Origin of the sequence: Burkholderia sp. MS455, assembly GCF_016899445.1 — a bacterium.
Classification (GTDB): domain Bacteria; phylum Pseudomonadota; class Gammaproteobacteria; order Burkholderiales; family Burkholderiaceae; genus Burkholderia; species Burkholderia pyrrocinia_C.
In genome coordinates this window covers 2,115,453-2,137,638 of sequence record NZ_CP041779.1, presented here as the reverse complement: position 1 = coordinate 2,137,638, position 22,186 = coordinate 2,115,453, and the positions used below count along the sequence as shown (strand labels likewise).

The 22,186-nt window shown below is 68.8% G+C and carries 16 protein-coding genes; 7 read left to right on the top strand and 9 right to left on the bottom strand.

The annotated features are described in order from the left end of the window. Positions 1–59: 59 nt before the first annotated feature. Both FPJ27_RS28930 and FPJ27_RS28925 read right to left on the bottom strand, forming a co-directional pair. Positions 60–1,604 carry an NAD(P)H-hydrate dehydratase gene (locus FPJ27_RS28930; RefSeq protein WP_204423597.1) on the bottom strand — a complete coding sequence of 515 codons (1,545 nt, stop codon included), beginning with the start codon at positions 1,602–1,604 and terminating at the stop codon, positions 60–62. Positions 1,605–1,657: 53 nt separating this feature from the next. After that, the gene (locus FPJ27_RS28925; RefSeq protein WP_204423596.1) at positions 1,658–2,959 is read right to left on the bottom strand and encodes an FAD-dependent oxidoreductase; all 1,302 of its coding nucleotides are present in this window, start codon (positions 2,957–2,959) and stop codon (positions 1,658–1,660) included. A 327-nt stretch (positions 2,960–3,286) separates the two neighbouring features. On the opposite strand from FPJ27_RS28925, the gene purL reads away from it, so the two are divergent. Both purL and FPJ27_RS28915 read left to right on the top strand, forming a co-directional pair. Continuing rightward, complete coding sequence (gene purL, locus FPJ27_RS28920) at positions 3,287–7,351, top strand: phosphoribosylformylglycinamidine synthase (RefSeq protein WP_204423595.1); 4,065 nt, start codon at positions 3,287–3,289, stop codon at positions 7,349–7,351. A 5-nt stretch (positions 7,352–7,356) separates the two neighbouring features. Continuing rightward, positions 7,357–7,902 (top strand): N-acetyltransferase, encoded by a 546-nt coding sequence (locus FPJ27_RS28915; protein ID WP_204423593.1) that lies wholly within the window; start codon positions 7,357–7,359, stop codon positions 7,900–7,902. Positions 7,903–8,073: 171 nt separating this feature from the next. On the opposite strand, the gene FPJ27_RS28910 is transcribed toward FPJ27_RS28915, so the two are convergent. The 5 genes from FPJ27_RS28910 to FPJ27_RS28890 form a co-directional block, all read right to left on the bottom strand. After that, positions 8,074–8,856: a peptidylprolyl isomerase gene (locus FPJ27_RS28910; protein ID WP_175960995.1), complete on the bottom strand. Its 783-nt coding sequence runs from the start codon at positions 8,854–8,856 to the stop codon at positions 8,074–8,076. Between the two features lie 18 nt (positions 8,857–8,874). Beyond that, entirely contained in the window at positions 8,875–9,183 is a 309-nt protein-coding gene (locus FPJ27_RS28905; RefSeq protein WP_047900921.1) for a BolA family protein, read from the bottom strand. Position 9,184: 1 nt separating this feature from the next. Further along, positions 9,185–9,715, bottom strand: coding sequence for a septation protein A (locus FPJ27_RS28900; RefSeq protein WP_034181202.1), 531 nt, complete (start codon positions 9,713–9,715; stop codon positions 9,185–9,187). Between the two features lie 158 nt (positions 9,716–9,873). After that, positions 9,874–10,305 carry a peptide-methionine (R)-S-oxide reductase MsrB gene (gene msrB / locus FPJ27_RS28895; protein ID WP_072437159.1) on the bottom strand — a complete coding sequence of 144 codons (432 nt, stop codon included), beginning with the start codon at positions 10,303–10,305 and terminating at the stop codon, positions 9,874–9,876. A gap of 46 nt (positions 10,306–10,351) precedes the next feature. Then, positions 10,352–11,920 carry a YdiU family protein gene (locus FPJ27_RS28890; RefSeq protein ID WP_204423591.1) on the bottom strand — a complete coding sequence of 523 codons (1,569 nt, stop codon included), beginning with the start codon at positions 11,918–11,920 and terminating at the stop codon, positions 10,352–10,354. 155 nt (positions 11,921–12,075) lie between these two features. Between FPJ27_RS28890 and FPJ27_RS28885 the strand changes: the two genes are divergently transcribed. The 5 genes from FPJ27_RS28885 to FPJ27_RS28865 all read left to right on the top strand — a co-directional run bounded on the left by FPJ27_RS28885 (position 12,076) and on the right by FPJ27_RS28865 (position 19,591). Then, the gene (locus FPJ27_RS28885; protein ID WP_204423589.1) at positions 12,076–13,713 is read left to right on the top strand and encodes a 3-(methylthio)propionyl-CoA ligase; all 1,638 of its coding nucleotides are present in this window, start codon (positions 12,076–12,078) and stop codon (positions 13,711–13,713) included. Between the two features lie 220 nt (positions 13,714–13,933). Then, positions 13,934–16,018: a 3-hydroxyacyl-CoA dehydrogenase NAD-binding domain-containing protein gene (locus FPJ27_RS28880; protein WP_204423586.1), complete on the top strand. Its 2,085-nt coding sequence runs from the start codon at positions 13,934–13,936 to the stop codon at positions 16,016–16,018. A gap of 44 nt (positions 16,019–16,062) precedes the next feature. After that, complete coding sequence (pncA, locus tag FPJ27_RS28875) at positions 16,063–16,695, top strand: bifunctional nicotinamidase/pyrazinamidase (protein ID WP_204423584.1); 633 nt, start codon at positions 16,063–16,065, stop codon at positions 16,693–16,695. Between the two features lie 51 nt (positions 16,696–16,746). After that, a complete protein-coding gene (locus FPJ27_RS28870) occupies positions 16,747–17,925 on the top strand; it encodes an acetyl-CoA C-acyltransferase (protein WP_204423582.1) in 1,179 nt (392 codons plus the stop codon). A 265-nt stretch (positions 17,926–18,190) separates the two neighbouring features. Next, positions 18,191–19,591: a sensor domain-containing diguanylate cyclase gene (locus FPJ27_RS28865; protein ID WP_204423580.1), complete on the top strand. Its 1,401-nt coding sequence runs from the start codon at positions 18,191–18,193 to the stop codon at positions 19,589–19,591. 49 nt (positions 19,592–19,640) lie between these two features. Here the strand turns inward: FPJ27_RS28865 and FPJ27_RS28860 are convergent, their stop codons facing one another. Next, positions 19,641–19,778, bottom strand: coding sequence for a hypothetical protein (locus FPJ27_RS28860; RefSeq protein ID WP_239483330.1), 138 nt, complete (start codon positions 19,776–19,778; stop codon positions 19,641–19,643). 20 nt (positions 19,779–19,798) lie between these two features. Beyond that, positions 19,799–21,943 (bottom strand): hypothetical protein, encoded by a 2,145-nt coding sequence (locus FPJ27_RS28855; protein WP_204423578.1) that lies wholly within the window; start codon positions 21,941–21,943, stop codon positions 19,799–19,801. Positions 21,944–22,186: the final 243 nt, after the last annotated feature.

Sequence of the window (22,186 nt, the reverse complement as noted above, 5' to 3'; positions counted from 1 at the left end):
ATCGGCAGGCCGGCGGACGAGAGGGCCCGCCGTGCGGCGGGGCAGTCAGTATAGCGGCGTTATGTGTCGGCGCGCGGCGATGGATAAAAAAGGCGATTGATCAGCGTGCGCACCGTCGGTGCGAGTTCGCCGGCCGTGAGCCCGGCCGGGCCGGTGCCGTGCGCGGTCAGCGTGTCGGCCGCGAGGCCGTGCAGGTAGACGCCCGCGAGCGCTGCTTCGTACGGTGTGACTCGCTGTGCGAGCAGCGCGCCGATCAGGCCGCCGAGCACGTCGCCGGTGCCGCCGGTGGCGAGCGCCGCGTTGCCGGTCGGGTTGATCGTCACTCGGCCGTCGGGTGCTGCAATCACCGTGCCGGAGCCTTTCAGCACGACGATGGCTGCATGGCGAGCGGCGAGCGCCTGTGCCGCCGCGACGCGGTCGCGCTGCACCGTCGCCGTGTCGCTGCCGAGCAGCCGCGCGGCCTCGAGCGGGTGCGGGGTCAGCACGCAGGGATTGCCGCGGGCGCCGCGCGCGGCAACGGCGGCCGCGAGGTCCGCGTGCGTCGCGACGAGGTTCAGCGCGTCGGCATCGAGCAGCGTCGCGGCATCGTGGGCGAGCACGTCGCGCACGAGCGTTGCCGCGGCTTCGCGCATGCCGAGGCCGCAGCCGGCCGCGATCGCGGTCATCGCGCCGAGGTCGAGGCCGTCGGCCGGATGCAGCATCAGTTCGGGGAACGGCGGGTCGTACGGCGGCGCGCCGGCGCCGAGGAAGCCGACGTGCACCTTGCCGGCGCCCGCGAACAGCGCGGCGCGCGCGGCCAGGATCGGTGCGCCGCACATGCCGGTGTCGCCGCCGAGCACCGCGAGGCTGCCGAAGGTGCCCTTGTGGGACGCGAACGCGCGCGCGGGCAGCGCCGCGGCGAATCGCTCGGGCGTGTTCAGCACGATGGCCGGCGCGACGGGCGGTGCGACGTCGAGCGACGCGACGTCGATCTCGCCGGCGAGGTCGCGGCCGTCGCCCGTGTAGAGGCCCGGCTTCGCGCCGATGAAGGTGAGCGTATGCGTGGCCGTGACGGCGACGCCTGCGCCGACGATCAGGCCCGTATCGCTGTCGAGCCCGCTCGGCACGTCGAGCGCGAGCACGCGGCCGCCGCGCCGTGCATGCGCGGCAATGCGCGCGGCCTGTTCGGCGAACGCGCCGTCGAGCGCGCGGCCGAGACCGATGCCGAACAGCCCGTCGACGACCCATGCGTAACCGTCCAGCGACGCGGGCGGCGTGGCCGACAGCGGGACGCCGGCCGCGCGCGCGAGGCCGAGTGCCCATTGCGCGTCGTCCGGCTTGACCGGCACCGGCATCCACGCCTGCGTCGCGACGCCGAGTTGCTGGAGCTGCGCGGCGGCGACCAGCGCGTCGCCGCCGTTGTTGCCGGGGCCGACCGCGAACCATACGGGGCGGTCGTCGTCGGCGACGCGCTCGGACAGCCAGCGCGCGGCGGCGGCACCCGCACGGCCCATCAGTGTGTGCGGCGGCAGGGCCGCGGCCGCGTCGGCTTCGGCTGCGCGCAAGTCGGCGACGCGCAGCAGTGCGATCGGATCGGAATCGGGAAGCGGGCGGGTAGCGGTCATCGCGGGATCGTGGCGGCTGGCAAGGATGCCGCCACGGGACGGGCCCGCGGCGGTCAGGTCGTGAAGCGCCCGGCGCGCAGTGCGGCGAGCGTGTCGGCGGGCCAGTGCTGCACGTCGCCGCCGAGGTAGTCGGCCACCACTTTAGCAGACCCGCACGCGAGCCCCCAGCCGGTCGGGCCGTGCCCGAAATTGACGAACACGCGCGGATGCGGGGTCGGACCCACGACGGGCAGGCCGTCCGGCGACAGCAGTTGCGTGCCTTGCCACGACAGCGCGGCCGAGATCCTGGCGGCACCGGGCACCCAGTCGTGGACGGCCTGGCCGAGCAGCGCGAGCGCGGCCTCGGACAGCGGCTGGGCAAGCGGCTTCGCGGTGTCGGGCAGGCTCTGCAGCACGGCGCCGCCGCCGATGCGCAGCCGCTGGTGGGTGCGCGTGATCGAGATGCGCTTGATCGAATCGACGACGCTCAGGTGCGGCGCGTGCTCTTCGTACGCGACCGGCGCGGTGAGCGTGTGGACCCGCACCGGGTGCAGCGGCAGGCGCCAGCCGAGCTGTTCGAGCAGCGGCAGGCTGCCGGCGCCGGCGGCCACCACGATCGCGTCGGCGGAAATCACGTCGACCTCGTGCGCCTTTGCCGCGTTCCGCTGGCCGGACGGTACGAGTTCGACCGCGGCGCGGCCGGTGTCGACGCGGATCGCGGCGACGTCCGCGCCGAAGCGGAACTGCACGCCGTGCTCGTCGAGCGTCTGCTTGACCAGTTTCGTGAACAGCGGGCAGTTTCCGGTGCGCTCGGTCTCGAGCAGCACGCCGCCGGCGAAGCCGGGCTCGGCCGGCACCGACGGTTCGAGCGCCGCGCATTCTTCGGCGCTCAGCATGCGGTACGGCTGGTCGAGCGTGCGCAGCAGGTCGAGCGCGGGCTGCATCGCTTCCCAGTCGCGCGGATCGCGCACGACGTGCAGGATGCCGGGTTTCTGTTCGAATTCGAGTTCGAGGCGTGCCTCGATGTCGGCGAGCGTGTCGCGCGACGCGTCGATCAGCGGGCGCAGCCGCGCGTACTGCGCGGCGAACGCATCGGGCTCGCGCAGCGCGCTGAGCTGCTTGACGAAGCGGCGCACGCCGCCGTTGAAGCCCGGTTTGTAGACGATGCCGCTGTCGCGCGACTGGCGCTGGCGCATGAAGGTCGGACCGAACCAGACGTCGAGCGGGCTCGGCAGCAGCGCGCCGCCGTCGCCGTAGGTCGCTCCCTGCGCGACGGTTGCGTGGCGTTCGACCACGCATACGCGATGGCCGGCCGCGCGCAACTGGTAGGCGGTGGCGACGCCGCTGATTCCGCCGCCGATGACGATGACATCCATGGATTGCTTCGATGACGGGCGGCGCGCACGCCGCCCGGTGAGGATTCGCTGAGGGCCCGGGCCCGGTGAACCCGGAATGATAGCGCCAAAATCGCGGTAACCGGCGTCGCGCGAGCAGGTGCCATGCGGCCGCGCGGCGGCGCCGGCTGCCGTACCCGGGCGGGCCGGCCCGACGGGCGGCCGTGCACGGCGCGCGCCGCGGCACCGTCGCGGTGCACGCGGGCTGCCGATCGGCCGGTTTGGGGCGACCGACTTCCGGGTATAATTACGGCCTTCCTTTCGCCCCACGTCGCCACCTCGCGCGACTCATCGACGTCAGTCCAGCCCATGGCTCACTTCTCGTGTTTTCCCGGCGCTTCGGCCCTTTCCGATTTCCGTCAAACCCGTCTGCTCGACACGCTCAGGCAAATCGACGCCAACATCGTCGCGGTGCGCGGCCAGTTCCTGCACTTCGTCAATGCGGCCGAGCCGCTGTCGGCCGACGACAGCGCGCGCATCGACGCGCTGATGCACTACGGCGCGCCGTTCGAGCCGGCGGCCGAGAAGGGCGCGGCCGAGACCTTCGTCGTGCTGCCGCGCTTCGGCACGGTCTCGCCGTGGGCGAGCAAGGCGACCGACATCGCGCAGCACTGCGGCCTCACGCAGGTGCGCCGCATCGAGCGCGGCGTCGAATTCACGGTCACGCTGAAGTCGGGCCTGCTCGGCGGCAAGAAGGCGCTGTCCGACGACGCGCGTGCGGCCGTCGCGGCCGCGCTGCATGACCGGATGACCGAAAGCGTGGTCGCCGCGCGCGACGACGCGAAGCACCTGTTCGACGAACTGCCGGCAAAGCCGCTCGCGAGCGTCGACGTGCTGGGCGTCGGCCGCGGCGCGCTCGAGCGCGCGAACGTCGAGCTGGGCCTCGCGCTCGCCGACGACGAGATCGATTACCTGGTCGACGCATTCCGCAAGCTCGAACGCAATCCGACCGACGTCGAACTGATGATGTTCGCGCAGGCGAACAGCGAGCACTGCCGCCACAAGATTTTCAACGCGCAGTGGACGATCGACGGGCAAGCGCAGGACATGTCGCTGTTCGCGATGATCCGCAACACCGAGAAGCTGAATCCGCAGGGCACGATCGTCGCGTATTCCGACAACTCGTCGATCATGATGGGTGCCGAGGCCGAGCGCTGGTTCCCGCGCAACGCGGGCGCGGCCGGCGAGCCCGGCGAGCGATATGGCCGCCACACCGAGCTCACGCACACGCTGATGAAGGTCGAGACGCACAACCACCCGACGGCGATCTCGCCGTTCCCGGGTGCGGCGACCGGCGCGGGCGGCGAGATCCGCGACGAAGGCGCGACGGGCCGCGGCGCGCGTCCGAAGGCCGGACTCACGGGCTTCACCGTGTCGAACCTCGACCTGCCCGATGCACGCCAGCCGTGGGAAAACGCGCGCGACGCGGCGCAGCCGGTCGGCGAGCGCAACCCGAACGAGCAGCATGGCCCGTACGGCCGCCCGGACCGCATCGCGTCGCCGCTGCAGATCATGATCGACGGCCCGCTCGGCGGCGCCGCGTTCAACAATGAATTCGGCCGCCCGAACCTCGGCGGCTACTTCCGCGTGTACGAGCAGAACGTCGGCGGCCAGGTGCGCGGCTATCACAAGCCGATCATGATCGCGGGCGGCCTCGGCAACATCGCGGATCAACACACGCACAAGCACGACGTGCCGGCCGGCTCGCTGCTGATCCAGATCGGCGGCCCCGGCATGCGGATCGGCATGGGCGGCGGCGCCGCGAGCTCGATGGCGACCGGCGCGAACACGGCCGAGCTCGATTTCGACTCGGTGCAGCGCGGCAACCCCGAAATCGAGCGTCGCGCGCAGGAAGTGATCAACGGCTGCTGGCAGCTCGGCGCGGAAAACCCGATCCTGAGCATCCACGACGTCGGCGCGGGCGGCCTGTCGAATGCGTTCCCCGAAATCGTCGACGGCGCGGGCAAGGGCGCGCGCTTCGAACTGCGCAAGGTCGCGCTCGAGGAATCGGGCCTGTCGCCGCGCGAGATCTGGTCGAACGAGGCGCAGGAGCGCTACGTGCTCGCGATCGCGCCGGCCGACCTGCCGCGCTTCGAGGCGATCTGCGCGCGTGAGCGCTGCCCGTTCGCGGTGGTCGGTGTTGCAACCGACGAGCGCCAGCTGCAGCTCGTCGATGCCGAAGCGACGGGTGCCGACGAATATCCGGTCGACATGCCGATGGAAGTGCTGCTCGGCAAGCCGCCGCGCATGCACCGCGACGTCACGCGCGTGGCGACCGAGCGCGCGCCGGTCGACGTGACGGGCATCGCGCTGTCGGAAGTCGCGGTCGACGTGCTGAAGCACCCGACGGTCGGCAGCAAGTCGTTCCTGATCACGATCGGCGACCGGTCGGTCGGCGGCACGTCGGTGCGCGACCAGATGGTCGGCCCGTGGCAGGTGCCGGTGGCCGACTGCGCGGTCACCGCGCTCGACTATGCGGGCTTCAAGGGCGAGGCGATGACGATGGCCGAGCGCACGCCGCTCGCGGTGATCGACGCGCCGGCATCGGGCCGCATGGCCGTCGGCGAAGCGATCACGAACATCGCGAGCGCGCCGATCGCGTCGCTCGACAAGCTGAAGCTGTCGGCGAACTGGATGGCCGCGTGCGGCACGGCCGGCGAGGACGCCGCGCTGTTCGACACGGTCAAGGCGATCGGCATGGAGCTGTGTCCGGCGCTCGGAATCGGCATCCCGGTCGGCAAGGACTCGCTGTCGATGAAGACGAAGTGGGACGAGCAGGGCGTCGCGAAGGAAGTGGTCGCGCCGGTGTCGCTGATCATCTCCGCGTTCGCGCCGGTCGAGGACGTGCGGCTCCACCTGACGCCGCAACTGCGCCGCGTCGCCGACGCGGGCGACAGCGTGCTGATCGCGATCGATCTCGGCCGCGGCAAGAACCGGATGGGCGGCAGCATCTTCGCGCAGGTCACGCAGCAGGTCGGCGACACGACGCCGGACGTCGACGATGCGGAAGACCTGAAGCGCTTCTTCAACGCGATCCAGTCGCTCAATGCGCAGGGCAAGCTGCTCGCGTACCACGACCGCTCGGACGGCGGCTTGTGGGCGACGGTGTGCGAAATGGCGTTCGCGGGCCACGCGGGCGTGTCGCTGAACGTCGACATGCTGACGCTCGACCCGCATCACGAATCCGACTACGGCGACGCGAAGGACTGGGCGAAGCAGACGAGCGGCCGCCGCGACGATCGCACGCTGCGCGCGCTGTTCTCCGAGGAGCTCGGCGCCGTCGTGCAGGTGCGCACGGCCGACCGCGACGCGGTGCTCGGCGCGCTGCGTGAATTCGGCCTGTCGACGTGCTCGCACGTGATCGGCTCGGTCAACGATCGCGACGTGATCGAGGTGTACCGCGACGCGAAGAAGATCTTCGATGCGCCGCGCACCGAACTCCACCGTGCATGGGGCGAAGTGAGCTGGCGCATCGCGCGCCTGCGCGACAACCCCGCATGCGCGGATGCCGAATACGACGCGCTGCTCGACGCGGCCGATCCGGGCATCTCGCCGGTGCTGAGCTTCGATCCGGCCGACGACATCGCCGCGCCGTTCATCGCGACCGGCGCGCGGCCGCGCGTCGCGATCCTGCGCGAGCAGGGCGTGAACTCGCATCTGGAAACGGCCTACGCGTTCGACCGCGCGGGCTTCGACGCGCACGACGTGCACATGAGCGACCTGCTCGCGGGCCGCGCGACGCTCGCCGATTTCGCGGGTGCGGTCGCGTGCGGCGGCTTCTCGTACGGCGACGTGCTCGGTGCGGGCGAAGGCTGGGCGAAGACGATCCGTTTCAACGCGAACCTGGCCGACATGTTCTCGGCGTTCTTCGCGCGTCCCGACACGTTCGCGCTCGGCATCTGCAACGGCTGCCAGATGCTGTCGAGCCTCGCGTCGATGATTCCGGGTGCGGAAGCGTGGCCGAAGTTCACGCGCAACAAGTCCGAGCAGTTCGAGGCGCGCTTCTCGTTCGTCGAAGTGGAGAAGTCGCCGTCGATCTTCTTCACGGGGATGGAAGGCTCGCGGATTCCGGTCGCGGTCGCGCACGGCGAAGGTTATGCGGACTTCTCGCAGCAGGGCGACATCGACCGCGTTGCAGTCGCGATGCGTTACGTCGACCACCGCGGCGAAGCGACCGAGCGCTATCCGTTCAACCCGAACGGCTCGCCGGCCGGCATCACGTCGGTGACGACGGCCGACGGCCGCTTCTCGGTGCTGATGCCGCACATGGAGCGCGTGCACCGCACGGTCGCGATGAGCTGGCACCCTGAAGGCTGGGGTGAAGCGAGCCCGTGGATGCGCGTGTTCCGCAACGCGCGCCGCTGGATCGGCTGATCCGGATGAGGTTCGACCCGAACGCGCCGGTCGAGGTCGTCACGCTGCGCGACGAGCGCGCGAGCGAGGCCGACGCGATCGGTCGTGTGATCGTCGCGGCGTTCGCGGGCGAACCGCAGGGCGGGCAGTTCGAGCGGCGAATCGTCGACGCGCTGCGCGCGGACGGTGCGCTGAGCGTGTCGCTCGTCGCGGAGCGCGACGGCCGCATCATCGGCCACGTCGCGTTCTCGCCAGTCGCGATCGGCGGCGAGCCGGCGGGTCGACAGCAATGGTACGGGCTTGCGCCGCTCGCGGTGCTGCCCGACTGCCAGCGGCAGAGCATCGGCGCCGGGCTCGTGCGCGCGGGGCTCGACGCGTTGCGCCGGCTCGGCGCGCGCGGCTGCGTCGTGCTCGGCGATCCCGCGTACTACGCGCGCTTCGGGTTCGAGCCGTCCGGCGACATCGTGTTTCCCGACGTGCCGCCCGAGTATTTCCTCGCGTTGCCGTTCGACGCAGCGGCAACGCTGCCGCCGGGCGAAGTGCGCTATCACGACGCGTTCCATTCCGCGTAGCGAACGCTGCGGCGCGGGTGATGTCCGGCACGAGAGGCCGCTCTTCGGAGCGGCCTTTTTATCGCGCGTCGACTGACTGCCGGAGCCTCACGATGCATGCGCTCCGGCGCGCCAAATGAAAAAGCCGCTCCGAAGAGCGGCTTGTCGATGCACGGGCGACGGGCGCCTGCGTTACTGGATCTTTGCCTGCTGGCGCAGACCTTCCTCGAACGCCTGCAGCTTCTGCTGCACGAGCTGTTGCGCGATCTGCGCCTTTACCTGGTCGAACGGCGGCGGCGCGATGTCGCGGACGTCGTCGACGCGGATGATGTGCCAGCCGAACTGCGTCTTCACCGGCGCGTCGGTCATCTGGCCTTTCTGCAGCTTCTGCGCGGCCGCCGAGAATTCCGGCACGTACGCCTTCGGGTCGGACCAGTCGAGATCGCCGCCGTTCTTGCCCGAACCCGGATCCTTCGAGTATTGCTTCGCGAGATCCTCGAACTTCGCGCCGGCCTTGATCTTCGCGATCAGGTCCTTGGCCTGCTGCTCGCTGTCGACGAGGATGTGGTGCAGGTGATATTCGCGGTTGCCGCCGGCGCCCTTGACGAGTTCGTCGTAGCGCGCCTTCACTTCTGCATCGGTCGGCTGGTTCTTCTTCAGGAAGCTCTCGATCATCGAACGCAGCACGACGGTCTGCTGCGCGACGGCGACCTGCGCCTTCACGTCCGGACGGTTCGGGATGCCTTCGCGGATCGCTTCCTGCATCAGGATTTCGCGGTTCACGAGTTCCTGGCGCACGGCCTGCTGCAGTTGCGGGCTGTCGGTCTGGCCTTGCTGGACGAGCTGGGCAACCATCGCGTCCGCGCGCGACTTCGGAATCGGCGTGCCGTTGACGACGGCGATGTTCTGGGCAAATGCCGGTGCCGCTGCGAAAGCAGCCGCCGCGACCCACAGGCGAGGGGATTTCAGGATCATCGGGAATTCCTAATGAGACTAGATTGAAGATTCGTTGAATTCTTCGGGCGTGTAAGCCACGATCGCGAGCGCGTGAATGCCGCGCTGCATCGCATCAGCGAGCGCATCATACACCAGCCGGTGCCGCGCGACGCGCGGCTTGCCCGCGAATGCGGCCGACACGATCGTGACCGTGTAGTGGCCGCCCGAGGCCGCGCCGGCGTGGCCCGCGTGCTGCGCGCTGTCGTCACGCACGGCGAGCGACACGGGGGCGAGCGACGCGGTGAGGCGTGCCTCGATCAGCGCGATGCGTTCGTCGGGCGACGCGTGGAGAAAGGCGTCCGTCATGTCATTCGTCCTTCAGGTATTTCGTGAGCCACAGGCTCTGCAGGATGATGAACACGACCATCGCGCCCGTCGTGCCGAACAGCTTGAAGTTCACCCATTGCGATTCGGTGAAATTGTGCACCACGTACAGGTTCGCGACGCCGAGCACCGCGAAGAACAGCGCCCACGCGACGTTCAGCTTGTCCCACACGGGGTGCGGCAGCGTGAGCTGCTTGCCCATCATCTTCTCGATCAGGTTGTTGCCGAACGCATAGCGCGCGGCAAGCAGCCCGACCGCAAACAGCCAGTACAGCACAGTCGGTTTCCATTGAATGAATTTCTCGTCATGCAGGACGAGGGTGGCGCCGCCGAAGACGACGATCACGCCGAGGCTGACCCACAGCATCGTGTCGACCTTCCGGTGCCGGAAGGCGACCCATGCGACCTGGGCCAGCGTCGCGACGATCGCGACGGCGGTGGCGGTGAAGATGCCCCAGACCTTGAAGGCGACAAAAAACAGGATGATCGGAAACAGATCGAACAGGAATTTCATGGCGCTCGCAGCTGCGTGAAACGCCGCGTGCGCGGCCTTTCACCGTTGTAGGGACCCGCCAGGCACCGCCGTCGCGGATCGGGGCGGCCAGCCCGAGAGCAGGCCGCCCGGCGAAGGTCGCCCCCAAAGGGCCGTCTCGCCGATCCGCCCGGCGCCGCTCATTCGTTTTCGGGTCGGGACTCGAAGTTTAACGCAGCCGAATTGATGCAGTACCGCAAACCGGTCTTGTCGCGCGGGCCGTCCTCGAAGACGTGACCGAGATGCGCGCCGCAATGGTTGCAGCGGACCTCGACGCGCACCATGCCGTGCGAGTAGTCGACCTTCTCGTCGATCACCTCGCCGTTGAGCGGCTTGAAGTAGCTGGGCCAGCCGCAGCCCGAATGGAACTTGGAACCGGATTCGAACAGCGGCGTGCTGCAGACGACGCATTTGTAGATGCCGGCGTCTTCGGTGTCGGTGTATTCGCCGGTGAAGGCGCGCTCGGTCGCCGCATGCTGCGTGACCTCGTACTGCATCGGCGTGAGCCGGCGGCGCAGCTCGGCGTCGTCCTTCTCGTACGGGAAGGTCTTGTCGTCGGAATCGTGGGACATGTGGGGTTCTCCTGATCGGTCGTTCGATACGCGCGGGTTGGGGGCTTCAGGACGAGCAGCTCACTTCGAGCGACCCGGCCCAGTCGGGCGGCAACGCCGCGTACGCGTCATGCTCCGGTTGTTCGTCGAACGGCCGGCGCAGGATCTGCGCGAGCCGCTCGATCTCCGAAAAATCCTTTTCCTTCGCGCGCCGGATCGCGACTTCGGCCAGATGGTTGCGCAATACGTATTTCGGGTTCACGCGGTTCATCGCGGCCGCACGTGCCGCATCGTCGCGCGTTTCCTCGGACAGCCGCGCGCGATAGAGGTTCGCCCAGGCGTCGAATGCGTCGCGGTCGATGAACAGGTCGCGCACGGGCGCGTCGCGGCTCGCGTCGTGCTTCGACAGTTGCGCGAGGCGGCGGAACGTCAGCGTGAAATCAGCATGGCTCGCATGCATCGTCTCGAGCAGCTTGTTCGCGAGTTCGGCATCGTTCTCGCGCTCGACCTCGAGGCCGAGCTTCGCGCGCATCGCGCGTTCGAGCGCCGGGCCGAAGCGTTCCGGAAATTTCGCGAGCACGGCCTGCGCGTCGTCCACCGCGCGCTCGGCGCGCGCATCGTCATCGGCGATGCCGTGCTGCAGCCCGATCAGCGGCAGCAGCGCCTGCGCGAGGCAATAGCAGTTCCAGTGCGCGATGCGCGGCTGCATCCGGTATGCGTAGCGGCCGCTGTTGTCGGAGTGGTTGCAGATATGGTTCGCGTCGAACGCGTCGACGAAGCCGAACGGGCCGTAGTCGATCGTCACGCCGAGGATCGACATGTTGTCGGTGTTCATCACGCCGTGGCAGAAGCCGACGGCCTGCCACTGCGCGACGAGGTCGGCCGTGCGCAGTGTCGCGGCTTCGAGCAGCGCGAGGTACGGATCGTCCGCGTTTCGGCAATCCGGATAGAAGCGGTCGATCACGTGATCGGCGAGCTGGCGCAGCAGGTCGGGGCGATCGTTCGAGAAGAAGTGCTCGAAGTGGCCGAAGCGCACGAAGCTTTCCGACACGCGCGTGACGACGGCCGACGTCTCGATCTCCTCGCGGACCACCGGCTGGTCGGAGCCGATCACCGTCAGCGCGCGCGTGGTCGGGATGCCGAGGTGATGCATCGCTTCCGAGCACAGGAATTCGCGGATCGACGAGCGCAGCACCGCGCGGCCGTCGCCCATCCGCGAGTACGGTGTGCGCCCGCTGCCTTTCAGTTGCAGTTCGTAGCGGCGGCCATCGGTGCCGGTGCGCTCGCCGATCGTCAGCGCGCGGCCGTCGCCGAGCTGGCCGGCCCACACGCCGAACTGGTGGCCGGAATACACCGATGCGTACGGCATCGCGGTTGCGGGCCAGTCGCGTGTCGGGTTGCCGGCGAACAGTTCTGCGAAGCCGGGCTGCGCGGCGAGCGACGCAGGCAGGTCGAGCAGTTGCGCGACTTCGTCGGAAAAGCCGACGACGTACGGCGCGGCAAGCGGCGCGGCCGGCAGCCGCGTATGAAACGCGTCGCCGAGCTGGACGAACGCGCCTTCGGCGGGTGCGCCGAGCGTGGCGGCGAGGTCGGGCAAGGTGTCAGCCGGATCGGCTGCGCTTCGGGAAAACGACATGTTGAGCGCCTCTGGGTAAGCCGATATTGTAAGGCGGCGCCGCGCCGCCCGCATGGCGGCCCGCGCACCGTGCGCCGCGCCCGTCCGGGCCGCTGACGGGCGCGCGCCGGCTCGAGGCTGGTCACCGATTCGCGTCCTTCCGGGAGAACAAGACGATGGGTAAGCCGTTGCTGGGCCAGATGATGGACATGCCGTTGCTGGTGTCCTCGCTGATCGCGCATGCCGCGCGTCACGCGGGCGACACCGAGATCGTGTCGAAGCGCATCGAGGGCGATGTGCATCGCTACACGTATCGCGATTGCGAACGCCGCGCGAAGCAGCTCGCGCAGGCGCTCGCACGGCTCGGCGTCGAAACCGGCGACCGCGTCGGCACGCTGGCGTGGAACGGCTACCGGCATCTGGAGGCGTATTACGGGATCGGCGGGATGGGTGCCGTATGCCACACGATCAACCCGCGCCTCTTCCCCGAGCAGATCGCGTACATCGTCAATCACGCGGAAGACCGCTACGTCCTGTTCGACATCAATTTCGCGCCGCTCGTCGACGCGATCGCGCCGCACTGTCCGCACGTGAAGGGCTGGGTCGCGATGACGGACGCCGCGCACCTGCCGTCCTGCGCGACGCCGTTGCTCTGCTACGAAACGCTCGTCGAAGCGGAGGACGGCCGCTTCGACTGGCCGCGCCTCGACGAGCAGCAGGCGTCGGGGCTCTGCTACACGTCGGGCACGACCGGCAATCCGAAAGGCGTGCTGTATTCGCACCGCTCGACGGTGCTGCACGCGTACGGCGCCGCGCTGCCCGACGCGATGAACCTGTCCGCGATGGACGCCGTGCTGCCCGTCGTGCCGATGTTCCACGTCAATGCGTGGGGGCTGCCGTACGCGGTGCCGCTCACCGGCGGCAAGCTGGTGCTGCCCGGCAAGGATCTCGACGGGAAATCGCTGTACGAGCTGATGGAGGCCGAGCGCGTGACGTTCTCCGCGGGCGTGCCGACCGTGTGGCTCGGTCTGCTGAACTACATGCGCGAAGCCGGCGTGCGCTTCTCGACGCTGAACCGCACGGTGATCGGCGGCTCCGCGTGCCCGCCCGCGATGCTGCGCACGTTCGAGGACGAATACGGCGTGCGCGTGATCCATGCATGGGGGATGACCGAACTGTCGCCGCTCGGCACGCTCGCGAAGCTCAACTGGGCGCAGTCGCAGCGTCCGCTCGACGCGCAGCGCAGGCTGCTCGAGAAACAGGGGCGCGTGATCTGCGGCGTCGACATGCGCATCGTCGGCGAGGACGGCCATGAATTGCCGTGGGACGGCGTCGCGTTCGGCGAACTGCAGGTGCGCGGGCCGTGGGTGATCGATCACTACTTCCGCGGCGACACGTCGCCGCTGTCGGACGGCTGGTTTCCGACCGGCGACGTCGCGACGATCGACCCCGACGGCTTCCTGCAGATCACCGACCGCAGCAAGGACGTGATCAAGTCGGGCGGCGAGTGGATCAGCTCGATCGACATCGAGAACGTCGCGATCGCGCACCCGGGCGTGGCCGAAGCCGCGTGCATCGCATGCGCGCACCCGAAGTGGACCGAGCGCCCGCTGCTGGTCGTGGTGCCCCGCGAAGGCGCGAACCTGAGCCGCGACGCGCTGCTCGCGTTCTATGAGGGCAAGGTCGCGAAATGGTGGATTCCCGACGACGTCGTGTTCGTCGAATCGCTGCCGCACACCGCGACCGGCAAGCTGCAGAAGCTGAAGCTGCGCGAGACGTTCCGCGATTACGTGTTGCCGACGGCGGTGTGCTAGCCATAAGGACCCGCAAGGCGCCATAAGGCCAGGCAGGCCCCGGGCCGGCGACGGCCCGCGATCCGGTCGCCCGATCCGTCCCCCGGCCGCGATACAAATTCAAATTGAACGACCGTGCTTTTTCGTTGTATGCTGCCTCCGTTCGATCCGGACATGCGGCCGTTCGACCGCGCACAATGAAGCGCAGCCACCCCGGCGCGCGATGCATGGAGGCAGGCAGATGGCAGTGGATTACTCGACTCGCGACGGCGTGGCCGTCCTCACGCTCAACAATCCGCCCGTCAACGGGCTCGGCCTGTCGACCCGGCAGGGCGTCATGGACGCGCTCGATCGCGCCGCGCAGGACCCGTCGGTCACGGCCATCGTGCTGACCGGCGCGGGCCGCGCGTTCTCGGGCGGCGCCGACATCACCGAATTCAATACGCCGAAGGCGCTGCAGGAGCCGACGCTGCACACCGTGATCCGCGCGGTGGAGGCGAGCGCGAAGCCCGTCGTCGCGGCGCTGCACAGCGTCGTGATGGGCGGCGGCCTCGAGCTCGCGCTCGGCGCGCACTACCGCGTCGCGGCGCCCGGCGCGCAGGTCGCGCTGCCCGAAGTGAAGCTCGGCCTGCTGCCGGGCGCGGGCGGCACGCAGCGCCTGCCGCGCGCGGTCGGGCTCGAAACCGCGCTGAACATGATCGTGTCGGGCGCGCCCGTGCCGTCCGAGCAGCTCGCGAAGAGCGGGCTGTTCGACGAGATGGCCGACGGCGACCTGCTCGACGCGGCCGTCGCGTTCGCGCGCAAGGTCGGTGCGCAGAAGGGGCCGCATCCGCGTGTGCGCGACCGCAAGATCGTCCACGAGAACGCCGCGGGCTTCATCCAGTTCGCGCGCAATTCCGCGCGGGCCGCGGCGCCGAACTTCCCCGCGCCGCACAAATGCATCGACGCGATCGAGGCCGGCGTGCTGAACGGCTTCGACAAGGGCAGCGTCGCCGAGCGCGAGGGTTTCGTCGCGCTGATGATGACGCCGGAAAGCCGCGCGCTGCGCCATGCGTTCTTCGGCGAGCGTGCGGCGAGCAAGATTCCCGACGTGCCGGCCGATACGCCGCTGCGCGAGATCCGTCGCGTCGGCGTGATCGGCGCGGGCACGATGGGCGGCGGGATCGCGATGAACTTCGTCAACGCGGGCCTGCCCGTCATGCTGCTCGAGACGAAACAGGAAGCGCTCGAGCGCGGCGTCGCGACGATCCGCAAGAACTACGACGCGCAGGTGAAGAAGGGCAAGCTCACGCAGGAGAAGCTCGACGCGCGCATGGCGCTGATCGCGCCGACGCTGTCCTACGACGACCTGAAGGATGCCGACCTGATCGTCGAGGCCGTGTTCGAGGAACTCGGCGTGAAGGAGCAGGTGTTCAGGAAGCTCGACGAAGTCGCGAAACCGGGCGCGATCCTCGCGTCGAACACGTCGACGCTCGACGTCGACAGGATCGCGGCGTTCACGAAGCGTCCGCAGGACGTCGTCGGCATGCACTTCTTCAGCCCGGCGAACGTGATGAAGCTGCTCGAGGTCGTGCGCGGCGCGCAGACCGCGAAGGACGTGCTCGCGACCGTGATGGCCGTCGCGAAGAAGATCCGCAAGACGGCGGTCGTGTCGGGCGTGTGCGACGGCTTCATCGGCAACCGGATGATCGAGCAGTACATCCGCCAGGCGCTCTTCATGCTCGAGGAAGGCGCGCTGCCCGCGCAGGTGGATCGCGCGATCGAGAAGTTCGGTTTCGCGATGGGGCCGTTCCGGATGAGCGATCTCGCCGGCAACGACATCGGCTGGGCGATCCGCAAGCGTCGTTACGTCGAGAAGCCGGATCTCCAGTACTCGAAGATCGCCGACCGCCTGTGCGAGCAGGGCCGCTTCGGTCAGAAGACGGGCGCCGGCTGGTACGACTACGTGCCGGGCGATCGCAACGCGAAGCCGTCGTCGCTGGTCGACGAGATGGTCGTCGCGTATTCGAAGGAGCGCGGCGTCGAGCGGCGCAAGATCGGCGACGACGAGATCGTCGAGCGGCTGGTGTTCGCGCTCGTCAACGAAGGCGCGAAGATCCTCGAAGAGAAGATCGCATCGAAGGCGTCCGACATCGACATGGTTTACCTGACCGGCTATGGCTTCCCGCTGTGGCGCGGCGGCCCGATGCTGTACGCGGACATGGTCGGCCTCTACAACGTCGAGCGCGCGATTCGCCGCTATGCGGCCGCGCCGAACGGCGACGCATGGCAGCTCGCGCCGTCGATCGTGGAGCTCGCGAAGGCCGGCCGCGGGTTCAACGGCTGACGATATCGCGCGGCGGCGCAACCGATTTCCGCAGGAGAAACGCAATGAAACGCACCGACGACGTACTGCTCGTGATCGACGTGCAATACGACTTCATGCCGGGCGGCGCACTCGCGGTGCCGGACGGCGACGCGGTCGTGCCGGTGATCAACGCGCTCGCGCGACGCTTCGACCAGGTCGTGCTGACGCAGGACTGGCACCCGCGCGAGCACGTGTCGTTCGCGGCGAACCATCCGGGGCGCGAGCCGTTCTCGACGCTCGCGCTGCCGTACGGCGAGCAGGTGCTGTGGCCCGTGCACTGCGTGCAGGGCACCGACGGCGCGGCGCTGCATCGCGACCTCGACATCCCGCAGGCGCGGCTCGTGATCCGCAAGGGCGGCGACGCGCAGATCGACAGCTATTCCGCGTTCGTCGAGGCCGACCGCACGACCCGCACGGGACTTGCGGGTTATCTGCGCGAACTCGGCGCGAAGCGCGTGTGGTGCTGCGGGCTCGCGACCGACTATTGCGTCGCGTGGTCGGCGCTCGATGCGCGCGCGGCCGGTTTCGAAGCCGCGGTGATCAACGACGCGTGCCGCGCGATCGACCTGAACGGGTCGCTCGCGCACGCATGGCAGCAGATGCAGGCAGCGGGCGTCGCACATGTGACGTCCGCGGGCGCGCGCCCGGCGGCGTAGCGCATTCCCCCATCCGATTCAGGACATGAAGCAGGACCGAAGGAGACTCGCATGACCGAAGCCGTAATCGTATCGACCGCACGCACGCCGCTCGCGAAATCCTGGCGCGGCGCCTTCAACATGACGCACGGCGCGACGCTCGGCGGCCACGTGGTCGCGGCCGCGCTCGAACGCGCGAAGCTCGACCCCGCGCGCGTCGAGGACGTGATCATGGGCTGCGCGAACCCCGAAGGCGCGACCGGCGCGAACATCGCGCGGCAGATCGCGCTGCGCGCGGGGCTGCCGGTGACCGTGCCGGGGATGACGGTGAACCGTTTCTGCTCGTCGGGGCTGCAGACCATCGCGCTGGCCGCGCAGCGGATCATCGCGGGCGAAGGCGACGTATATGTTGCGGGCGGTGTCGAATCGATCTCGTGCGTGCAGAACGAGATGAACCGGCACATGGTCCAGGAGGGCTGGCTGGTCGAGCACAAGCCCGAGATCTACTGGAACATGCTGCAGACGGCCGAGAACGTCGCGAAGCGCTACGGAATCTCGAAGGAGCGGCAGGACGAGTACGGCGTGCAGTCGCAACTGCGGGCCGCGGCCGCCCAGGAAGCCGGTCGTTTTCGCGACGAGATCGTGCCGATCACCGTGCTCGCGGGTATCGCCGACAAGGCGACGGGCCGCCTGTTCACGAAGGAAGTGACCGTATCGGCCGACGAAGGCATCCGTCCCGACACGACGCTCGAAGGCGTGTCGAAGATCCGTTCGGCCGTGCCGGGCGGCGTGATCACCGCCGGCAACGCGAGCCAGTTCTCGGACGGCGCGTCGGCGTGCGTCGTGATGAGCGCCGCTGCCGCGCAGCGCGAAGGGCTGCAGCCGCTGGGCGTGTTCCGCGGCTTCGCGGTGGCCGGCTGCGAACCGGACGAGATGGGCATCGGCCCCGTGTTCGCGGTGCCCAAGCTGTTGAAGCAGGCGGGGCTGAAGGTTGGCGACATCGGCCTGTGGGAACTGAACGAGGCGTTCGCGGTGCAGGTGCTGTATTGCCGCGACACGCTCGGGATTCCCGAGGATCGTCTGAACGTGAACGGCGGTGCGATTGCCGTCGGCCATCCGTACGGCGTGTCGGGCGCCCGCCTGACGGGCCATGCGCTGATCGAAGGCAAGCGCCGGGGCGTGAAATACGTGGTTGTCACGATGTGCATCGGCGGCGGGCAAGGCGCGGCGGGCCTGTTCGAAATTATCTGATCTTTGGCTGGCGGCGGCCGCGGTTTCGCTTCGGCGAGGCCAGCGGCCGTGATGCGACGCGAATCGGCGCGGCAGGATTGCCATTCGAAACGATTGGGAGGCAAAAAGCGTGCTCCCGGCAATGCCGTTTCCCCTTACTTGTCAAACGAATTGCCCCACCTATACTTGCTCTGACATTTGCCGTTCGGCACGACGGGCCGGATCGTACGTCGCGCGATACGTGCCGCGAAGGTTGAACCAACGCAGCAGACCGACCGGGGACCGAATGAGTACGACCTATGCAGCCGGGGAACCGCCGCGCGTCGTCAGCGCGGCCGCGAGGCTTTACGCGAAATGCCTGCTGGTCGGATTCGCGTTGCTGCCTGCCTATCTGATCGCCTATCTGTGGTTCTTCGGCGACCCGCGCGTCGTGTTCGAGAACCACGCGTTCCATGAAATCGCGATTGCGGCGGCGACCCTCGAGGGCGCGTTCGTCACCTACGTGACGTGGGTGTGCTACCGGTCGTCCGGCGAGCCGCTGCTGCGCTGGCTGACGCTCGGCTTTCTCGGCTTCGCGATGATCTATTCGCTGCACGGTGCATTCACCGGGATGGCGCACCACAATATCTGGCTGTTCCTGCTGTATGGGCCCGCGTCGCGGCTCGTGATGTCGATCCTGCTGCTCACGGGCCTGATGTCGTATTCGCGTCCGCCCGATCGCGTCGAGAAGCGCACGAGCGTGCGGACGTGGCTGCCGTGGATCATGTTCTTCGTGATCGTCAACGTGGCCGTTGCGTACATCGCGTATTCGCCGGTCGCGGGCGCGCTGGGCACGCGGCTGTCGATGGAGGGCGGCGCGCTCGTGTTCTCGCTGCTGAACGTCGGCGTGCTGCTCGCGCGGCGAATCCGCTCGCCGCTGATGGTGATCTACGGCATGTCGATCATGGCGTTCGCGCTGTCGTCGCTCGCATTCATTCTCGGCAAGCCGTGGAACCACATGTGGTGGCTCGCGCACGCGATCTTCGCGGGCGGCTTCTTCCTGCTCAGCTACGGCGTCGTGCAGGCGCTGCAGACGACGCGCTCGTTCTCGGCGATCTACAGCCAGGAAGACCTGATGAGCCGGCTGTCGGAGTCGATGGCGCGTGCCGAGAGCGCGCTGCAGGAACTGCGGCGCACGAACCAGAAGCTCGAGTACATGGCCGCAACCGATCCGATGACGGGCGCATCGAATCGCCGGCAGTTCATCGCGCAGGTCGAGCGCGAGATGGTGCGGGCCGAGCGCGACGGCACGCCGTTTTGCCTGCTCGCGCTCGATCTCGACAATTTCAAGAACATCAACGATGCGTACGGGCACCAGATCGGCGACGAGGTGCTGCGCGGCGTCGTACGCCAGTGCCTCGAGGCGATCCGGCCGGCGGGCGGCCTCGCGCGAGTCGGCGGCGAGGAGTTCATGGCGCTGCTGCCGGAGATGCCGCTCGAGGGCGCGCGGATGACGGCCGAGCGCGTGCGCTCGTCGATCGCGAGTGCGCCGTTCGGGCTGGACTTCAAGCGCGTGCAGGTGACGGTCAGCGTCGGCGTCGCGCAATACGGGGTCGACGGCAGTACGGTCGATGCGCTGCTGCGCGTGGTCGACGAGCGGCTGTACCAGGCGAAGCGGGAAGGGCGGAACCGGGTCGTGTCGCGGTAACGCCCGGGCGAGCGGGGCGAGTCGCGCACGGCTCGTCGAAATCGGCCGCCTATGACGCGAGCAGCGGCGGAATCGCCGCCAGCACCGCATCGATCGCCACCCTCAGCTTGTGCGGCAGGAACCGCGTCGCGGGCCACACCACATGCATCGGCGTGCCGGCCGACGGCACGTGTTCCAGCACGCGCACCAGCGCCCCCGTGCGATGCGCTATCGCGACGCGACGGCCGCCGCGTTGCCGGTCGGCTGCGTGTCCTGCATCCGCTGCGACGCCTGCCACCAGTACTTGCCCGCGCGCTGCTGCGGATCGCGGATCGCGAGATACGTCGTACTCCAGAGCTGCGCCGCGTTGGCTTCGGTCGCGTCCGCGCTGCGCGTGCCGAATGCATCGGTCCGGTACTGGCCGTTCACATAGGACCATGTCCACATCTCCGACGTGCGCATGTCGCGCCCGTTCGAGATCACCTGCCAGATCGTCTGCCGCGCCTGCGCGAGCAACGCACGGGTTGCGGCCGACAGGTCCTGGCGCGCGAGCTGGCGATCGAGCCCGGCCACCCACATCGCCTGCTGCCACGACCAGATCACCGTGCCGTGGTATGCGGAGCTCGTGAACTTCGGCCACAGCGACTGGTTCGCATACGCCGGGTTCGCGATCAGCATCCCGGCATCGGTCACGAGCCCGGTCGGGAACGGCCGCGTGACGTCGGCGACGATCCGCTGGAGCTCGTCGTCCGGCGGCGTGCCGAACAGCAGTGCGAAGCCGCCGTCGGAATTCATCACCGGAACCGGGTTGCCCTGCTGATCGAGCGACAGCGCGTAGAACGACAGCGGTGCGCTCGGCGCGGCACCGGCCGGCACGCCGGCGGACGGCGCATAGGCGGACACGTCGGTGGCTGCCTGCGCGGCCGGCACGCTGACCTGGAACAGCGGCGGCGCCTGCGTTTCCCACACGGCGGCCTGGTTCGCCGTGTTGGCGAGCGTCGCGCGCTGCGCGGCATCCAGGTACGGATCGAGCAGGCCGCGCGCGAGGAACGCATTCGCCGCGCGCAACGCGGCCGGCACGAGCACCGCGTTCACGTCGTACGGGTAGGCGCCGCCGCCGAGCCCGTCGGTGCTGTCGCGCCAGTTGCCGACGATCTCTCCGGGCCGCAGGTGGATCAGGTTCGCGACCGACGGCTGCTGCGCGAACGGCTGCGCGGTCGTCGCGACGTGCAGCAGGTTGACGACCAGGCGGCTGCCGTTGGTCTGCCCGTCGCTGCCGCGCTGCGCCAGATAGGCGGCCGCGCGGGCCTGGCCGCGAGTATCGTCGATCAGCCACGCGGCCGCGATCGGCGCGAGCAGGTAGTCGCTGTCGATCATCTTGTAGTCGTAGGTCGGCGTCGGATCGTTCGGCCGCCCGTTCTTCTGGTTGTCGACCAGCGCGAATTCGCCGATGCCTTCCTCGTGCGCGACCTTGCCGTCCACCGACAGGCGGCTCAGCACCGACGACAAACCGGCCTCGATCGCCGCCGGTTCGAGCACGGGCATCAGCATGCGGACCGAGATCAGCGTGTCGCGGCCGAAGTACGTGTCGTACTGCCACGAGCCGGCCAGCAGCTTGTCGTGGAAGCTCAGGAATTCGAGCACGTTCTGGCTGACCGGATCGGGGTTCACGGACGGCGCGAGCAAATCGGCGCGCGTGATCGGCGACAGCGGCGTTTCGCCCGACAGCGCGTCGACATGCAGCTTCAGCGTGTGCGAGCCTGCCGGTGCGCGCAGCACGAGCTTGCCGCCCGCCGCCGGCGCGATGCTGCCGCCGTCGCGCAGCGTGATGCGCAGCGCATAGCCGGGCGCGCCGTCGATCCGGTCGCGCTGCCATTGCGCTGCGCTGCCCTGGATCGTCGGCGCCGTGACGATCTGCTGCGGAATCGTTGCGCCGCCGTTGAAGTCGCGCAGGAAGCGCACGTTGCTGAGCACGCCCTGGCGGATCGTCAGCGTGTCGGTGTCCACCGACACGTCGGCGCCGATTCCGTACAGCGGGCGGCCGTGCGTGTCGGGGGCCGATAGCGCAGACGGTTGCGTGTCGAGGCTCCAGTTCACCGGCTGCGCGGTGTCGTCGAACCACAGCCCAGTGCCGCTGTTGCCGGCGGGGAAGACCACGAGCAGGCGCGGTTTCGTCGACGAGCGCGCCAGCAGGTGCGCGGCGACCTTGTCCTGCCGGTAGAACGCATTGATCTGGCCGCCGGTGTCCATGCGGAACGACAGCGCGGCGTTGTGCGACGGTGCGTCGCTCGACCGGATGTCGTCGTCGTTGCATGCGGCGAGCAGGCCGGCGCAGACGAACCCGAGACACAGCGACTTCGCAAGGCGATGCATGTTGATGTCCCTCCTGGTGACTGGCGATTTTTATCGGAATGGCCGAATGAACGGATCTTCCGTCCGTTTCGTTCAGTGCTGCGGGCATTCGGGCGAATGCCTGGAATTAATCGAGATGTGATGCTTCTGCGACAAGCGAATTGCGCGGAAAATGAGCAAATGATCGATCAGTGTCGAAAACGGAAATGGCAGAGGGTGTCGCCCCGGCGCGGCACGGGAAAAGGCTCAGGGGTGGCCTTCGCG

What these genes read in the sequence shown, in the direction of transcription:
- FPJ27_RS28915 (WP_204423593.1), top strand. Translation starts at nt 7,357, where the DNA reads ATGAGGTTCGACCCGAACGCGCCGGTCGAGGTCGTCACGCTGCGCGAC.
- FPJ27_RS28900 (WP_034181202.1), bottom strand. Translation starts at nt 9,715, where the DNA reads ATGAAATTCCTGTTCGATCTGTTTCCGATCATCCTGTTTTTTGTCGCC.
- FPJ27_RS28885 (WP_204423589.1), top strand. Translation starts at nt 12,076, where the DNA reads ATGGGTAAGCCGTTGCTGGGCCAGATGATGGACATGCCGTTGCTGGTG.
- FPJ27_RS28880 (WP_204423586.1), top strand. Translation starts at nt 13,934, where the DNA reads ATGGCAGTGGATTACTCGACTCGCGACGGCGTGGCCGTCCTCACGCTC.
- FPJ27_RS28910 (WP_175960995.1), bottom strand. Translation starts at nt 8,856, where the DNA reads ATGATCCTGAAATCCCCTCGCCTGTGGGTCGCGGCGGCTGCTTTCGCA.
- FPJ27_RS28890 (WP_204423591.1), bottom strand. Translation starts at nt 11,920, where the DNA reads ATGTCGTTTTCCCGAAGCGCAGCCGATCCGGCTGACACCTTGCCCGAC.
- FPJ27_RS28925 (WP_204423596.1), bottom strand. Translation starts at nt 2,959, where the DNA reads ATGGATGTCATCGTCATCGGCGGCGGAATCAGCGGCGTCGCCACCGCC.
- purL (WP_204423595.1), top strand. Translation starts at nt 3,287, where the DNA reads ATGGCTCACTTCTCGTGTTTTCCCGGCGCTTCGGCCCTTTCCGATTTC.
- FPJ27_RS28870 (WP_204423582.1), top strand. Translation starts at nt 16,747, where the DNA reads ATGACCGAAGCCGTAATCGTATCGACCGCACGCACGCCGCTCGCGAAA.
- msrB (WP_072437159.1), bottom strand. Translation starts at nt 10,305, where the DNA reads ATGTCCCACGATTCCGACGACAAGACCTTCCCGTACGAGAAGGACGAC.
- FPJ27_RS28865 (WP_204423580.1), top strand. Translation starts at nt 18,191, where the DNA reads ATGAGTACGACCTATGCAGCCGGGGAACCGCCGCGCGTCGTCAGCGCG.
- FPJ27_RS28905 (WP_047900921.1), bottom strand. Translation starts at nt 9,183, where the DNA reads ATGACGGACGCCTTTCTCCACGCGTCGCCCGACGAACGCATCGCGCTG.
- FPJ27_RS28855 (WP_204423578.1), bottom strand. Translation starts at nt 21,943, where the DNA reads ATGCATCGCCTTGCGAAGTCGCTGTGTCTCGGGTTCGTCTGCGCCGGC.
- pncA (WP_204423584.1), top strand. Translation starts at nt 16,063, where the DNA reads ATGAAACGCACCGACGACGTACTGCTCGTGATCGACGTGCAATACGAC.
- FPJ27_RS28930 (WP_204423597.1), bottom strand. Translation starts at nt 1,604, where the DNA reads ATGACCGCTACCCGCCCGCTTCCCGATTCCGATCCGATCGCACTGCTG.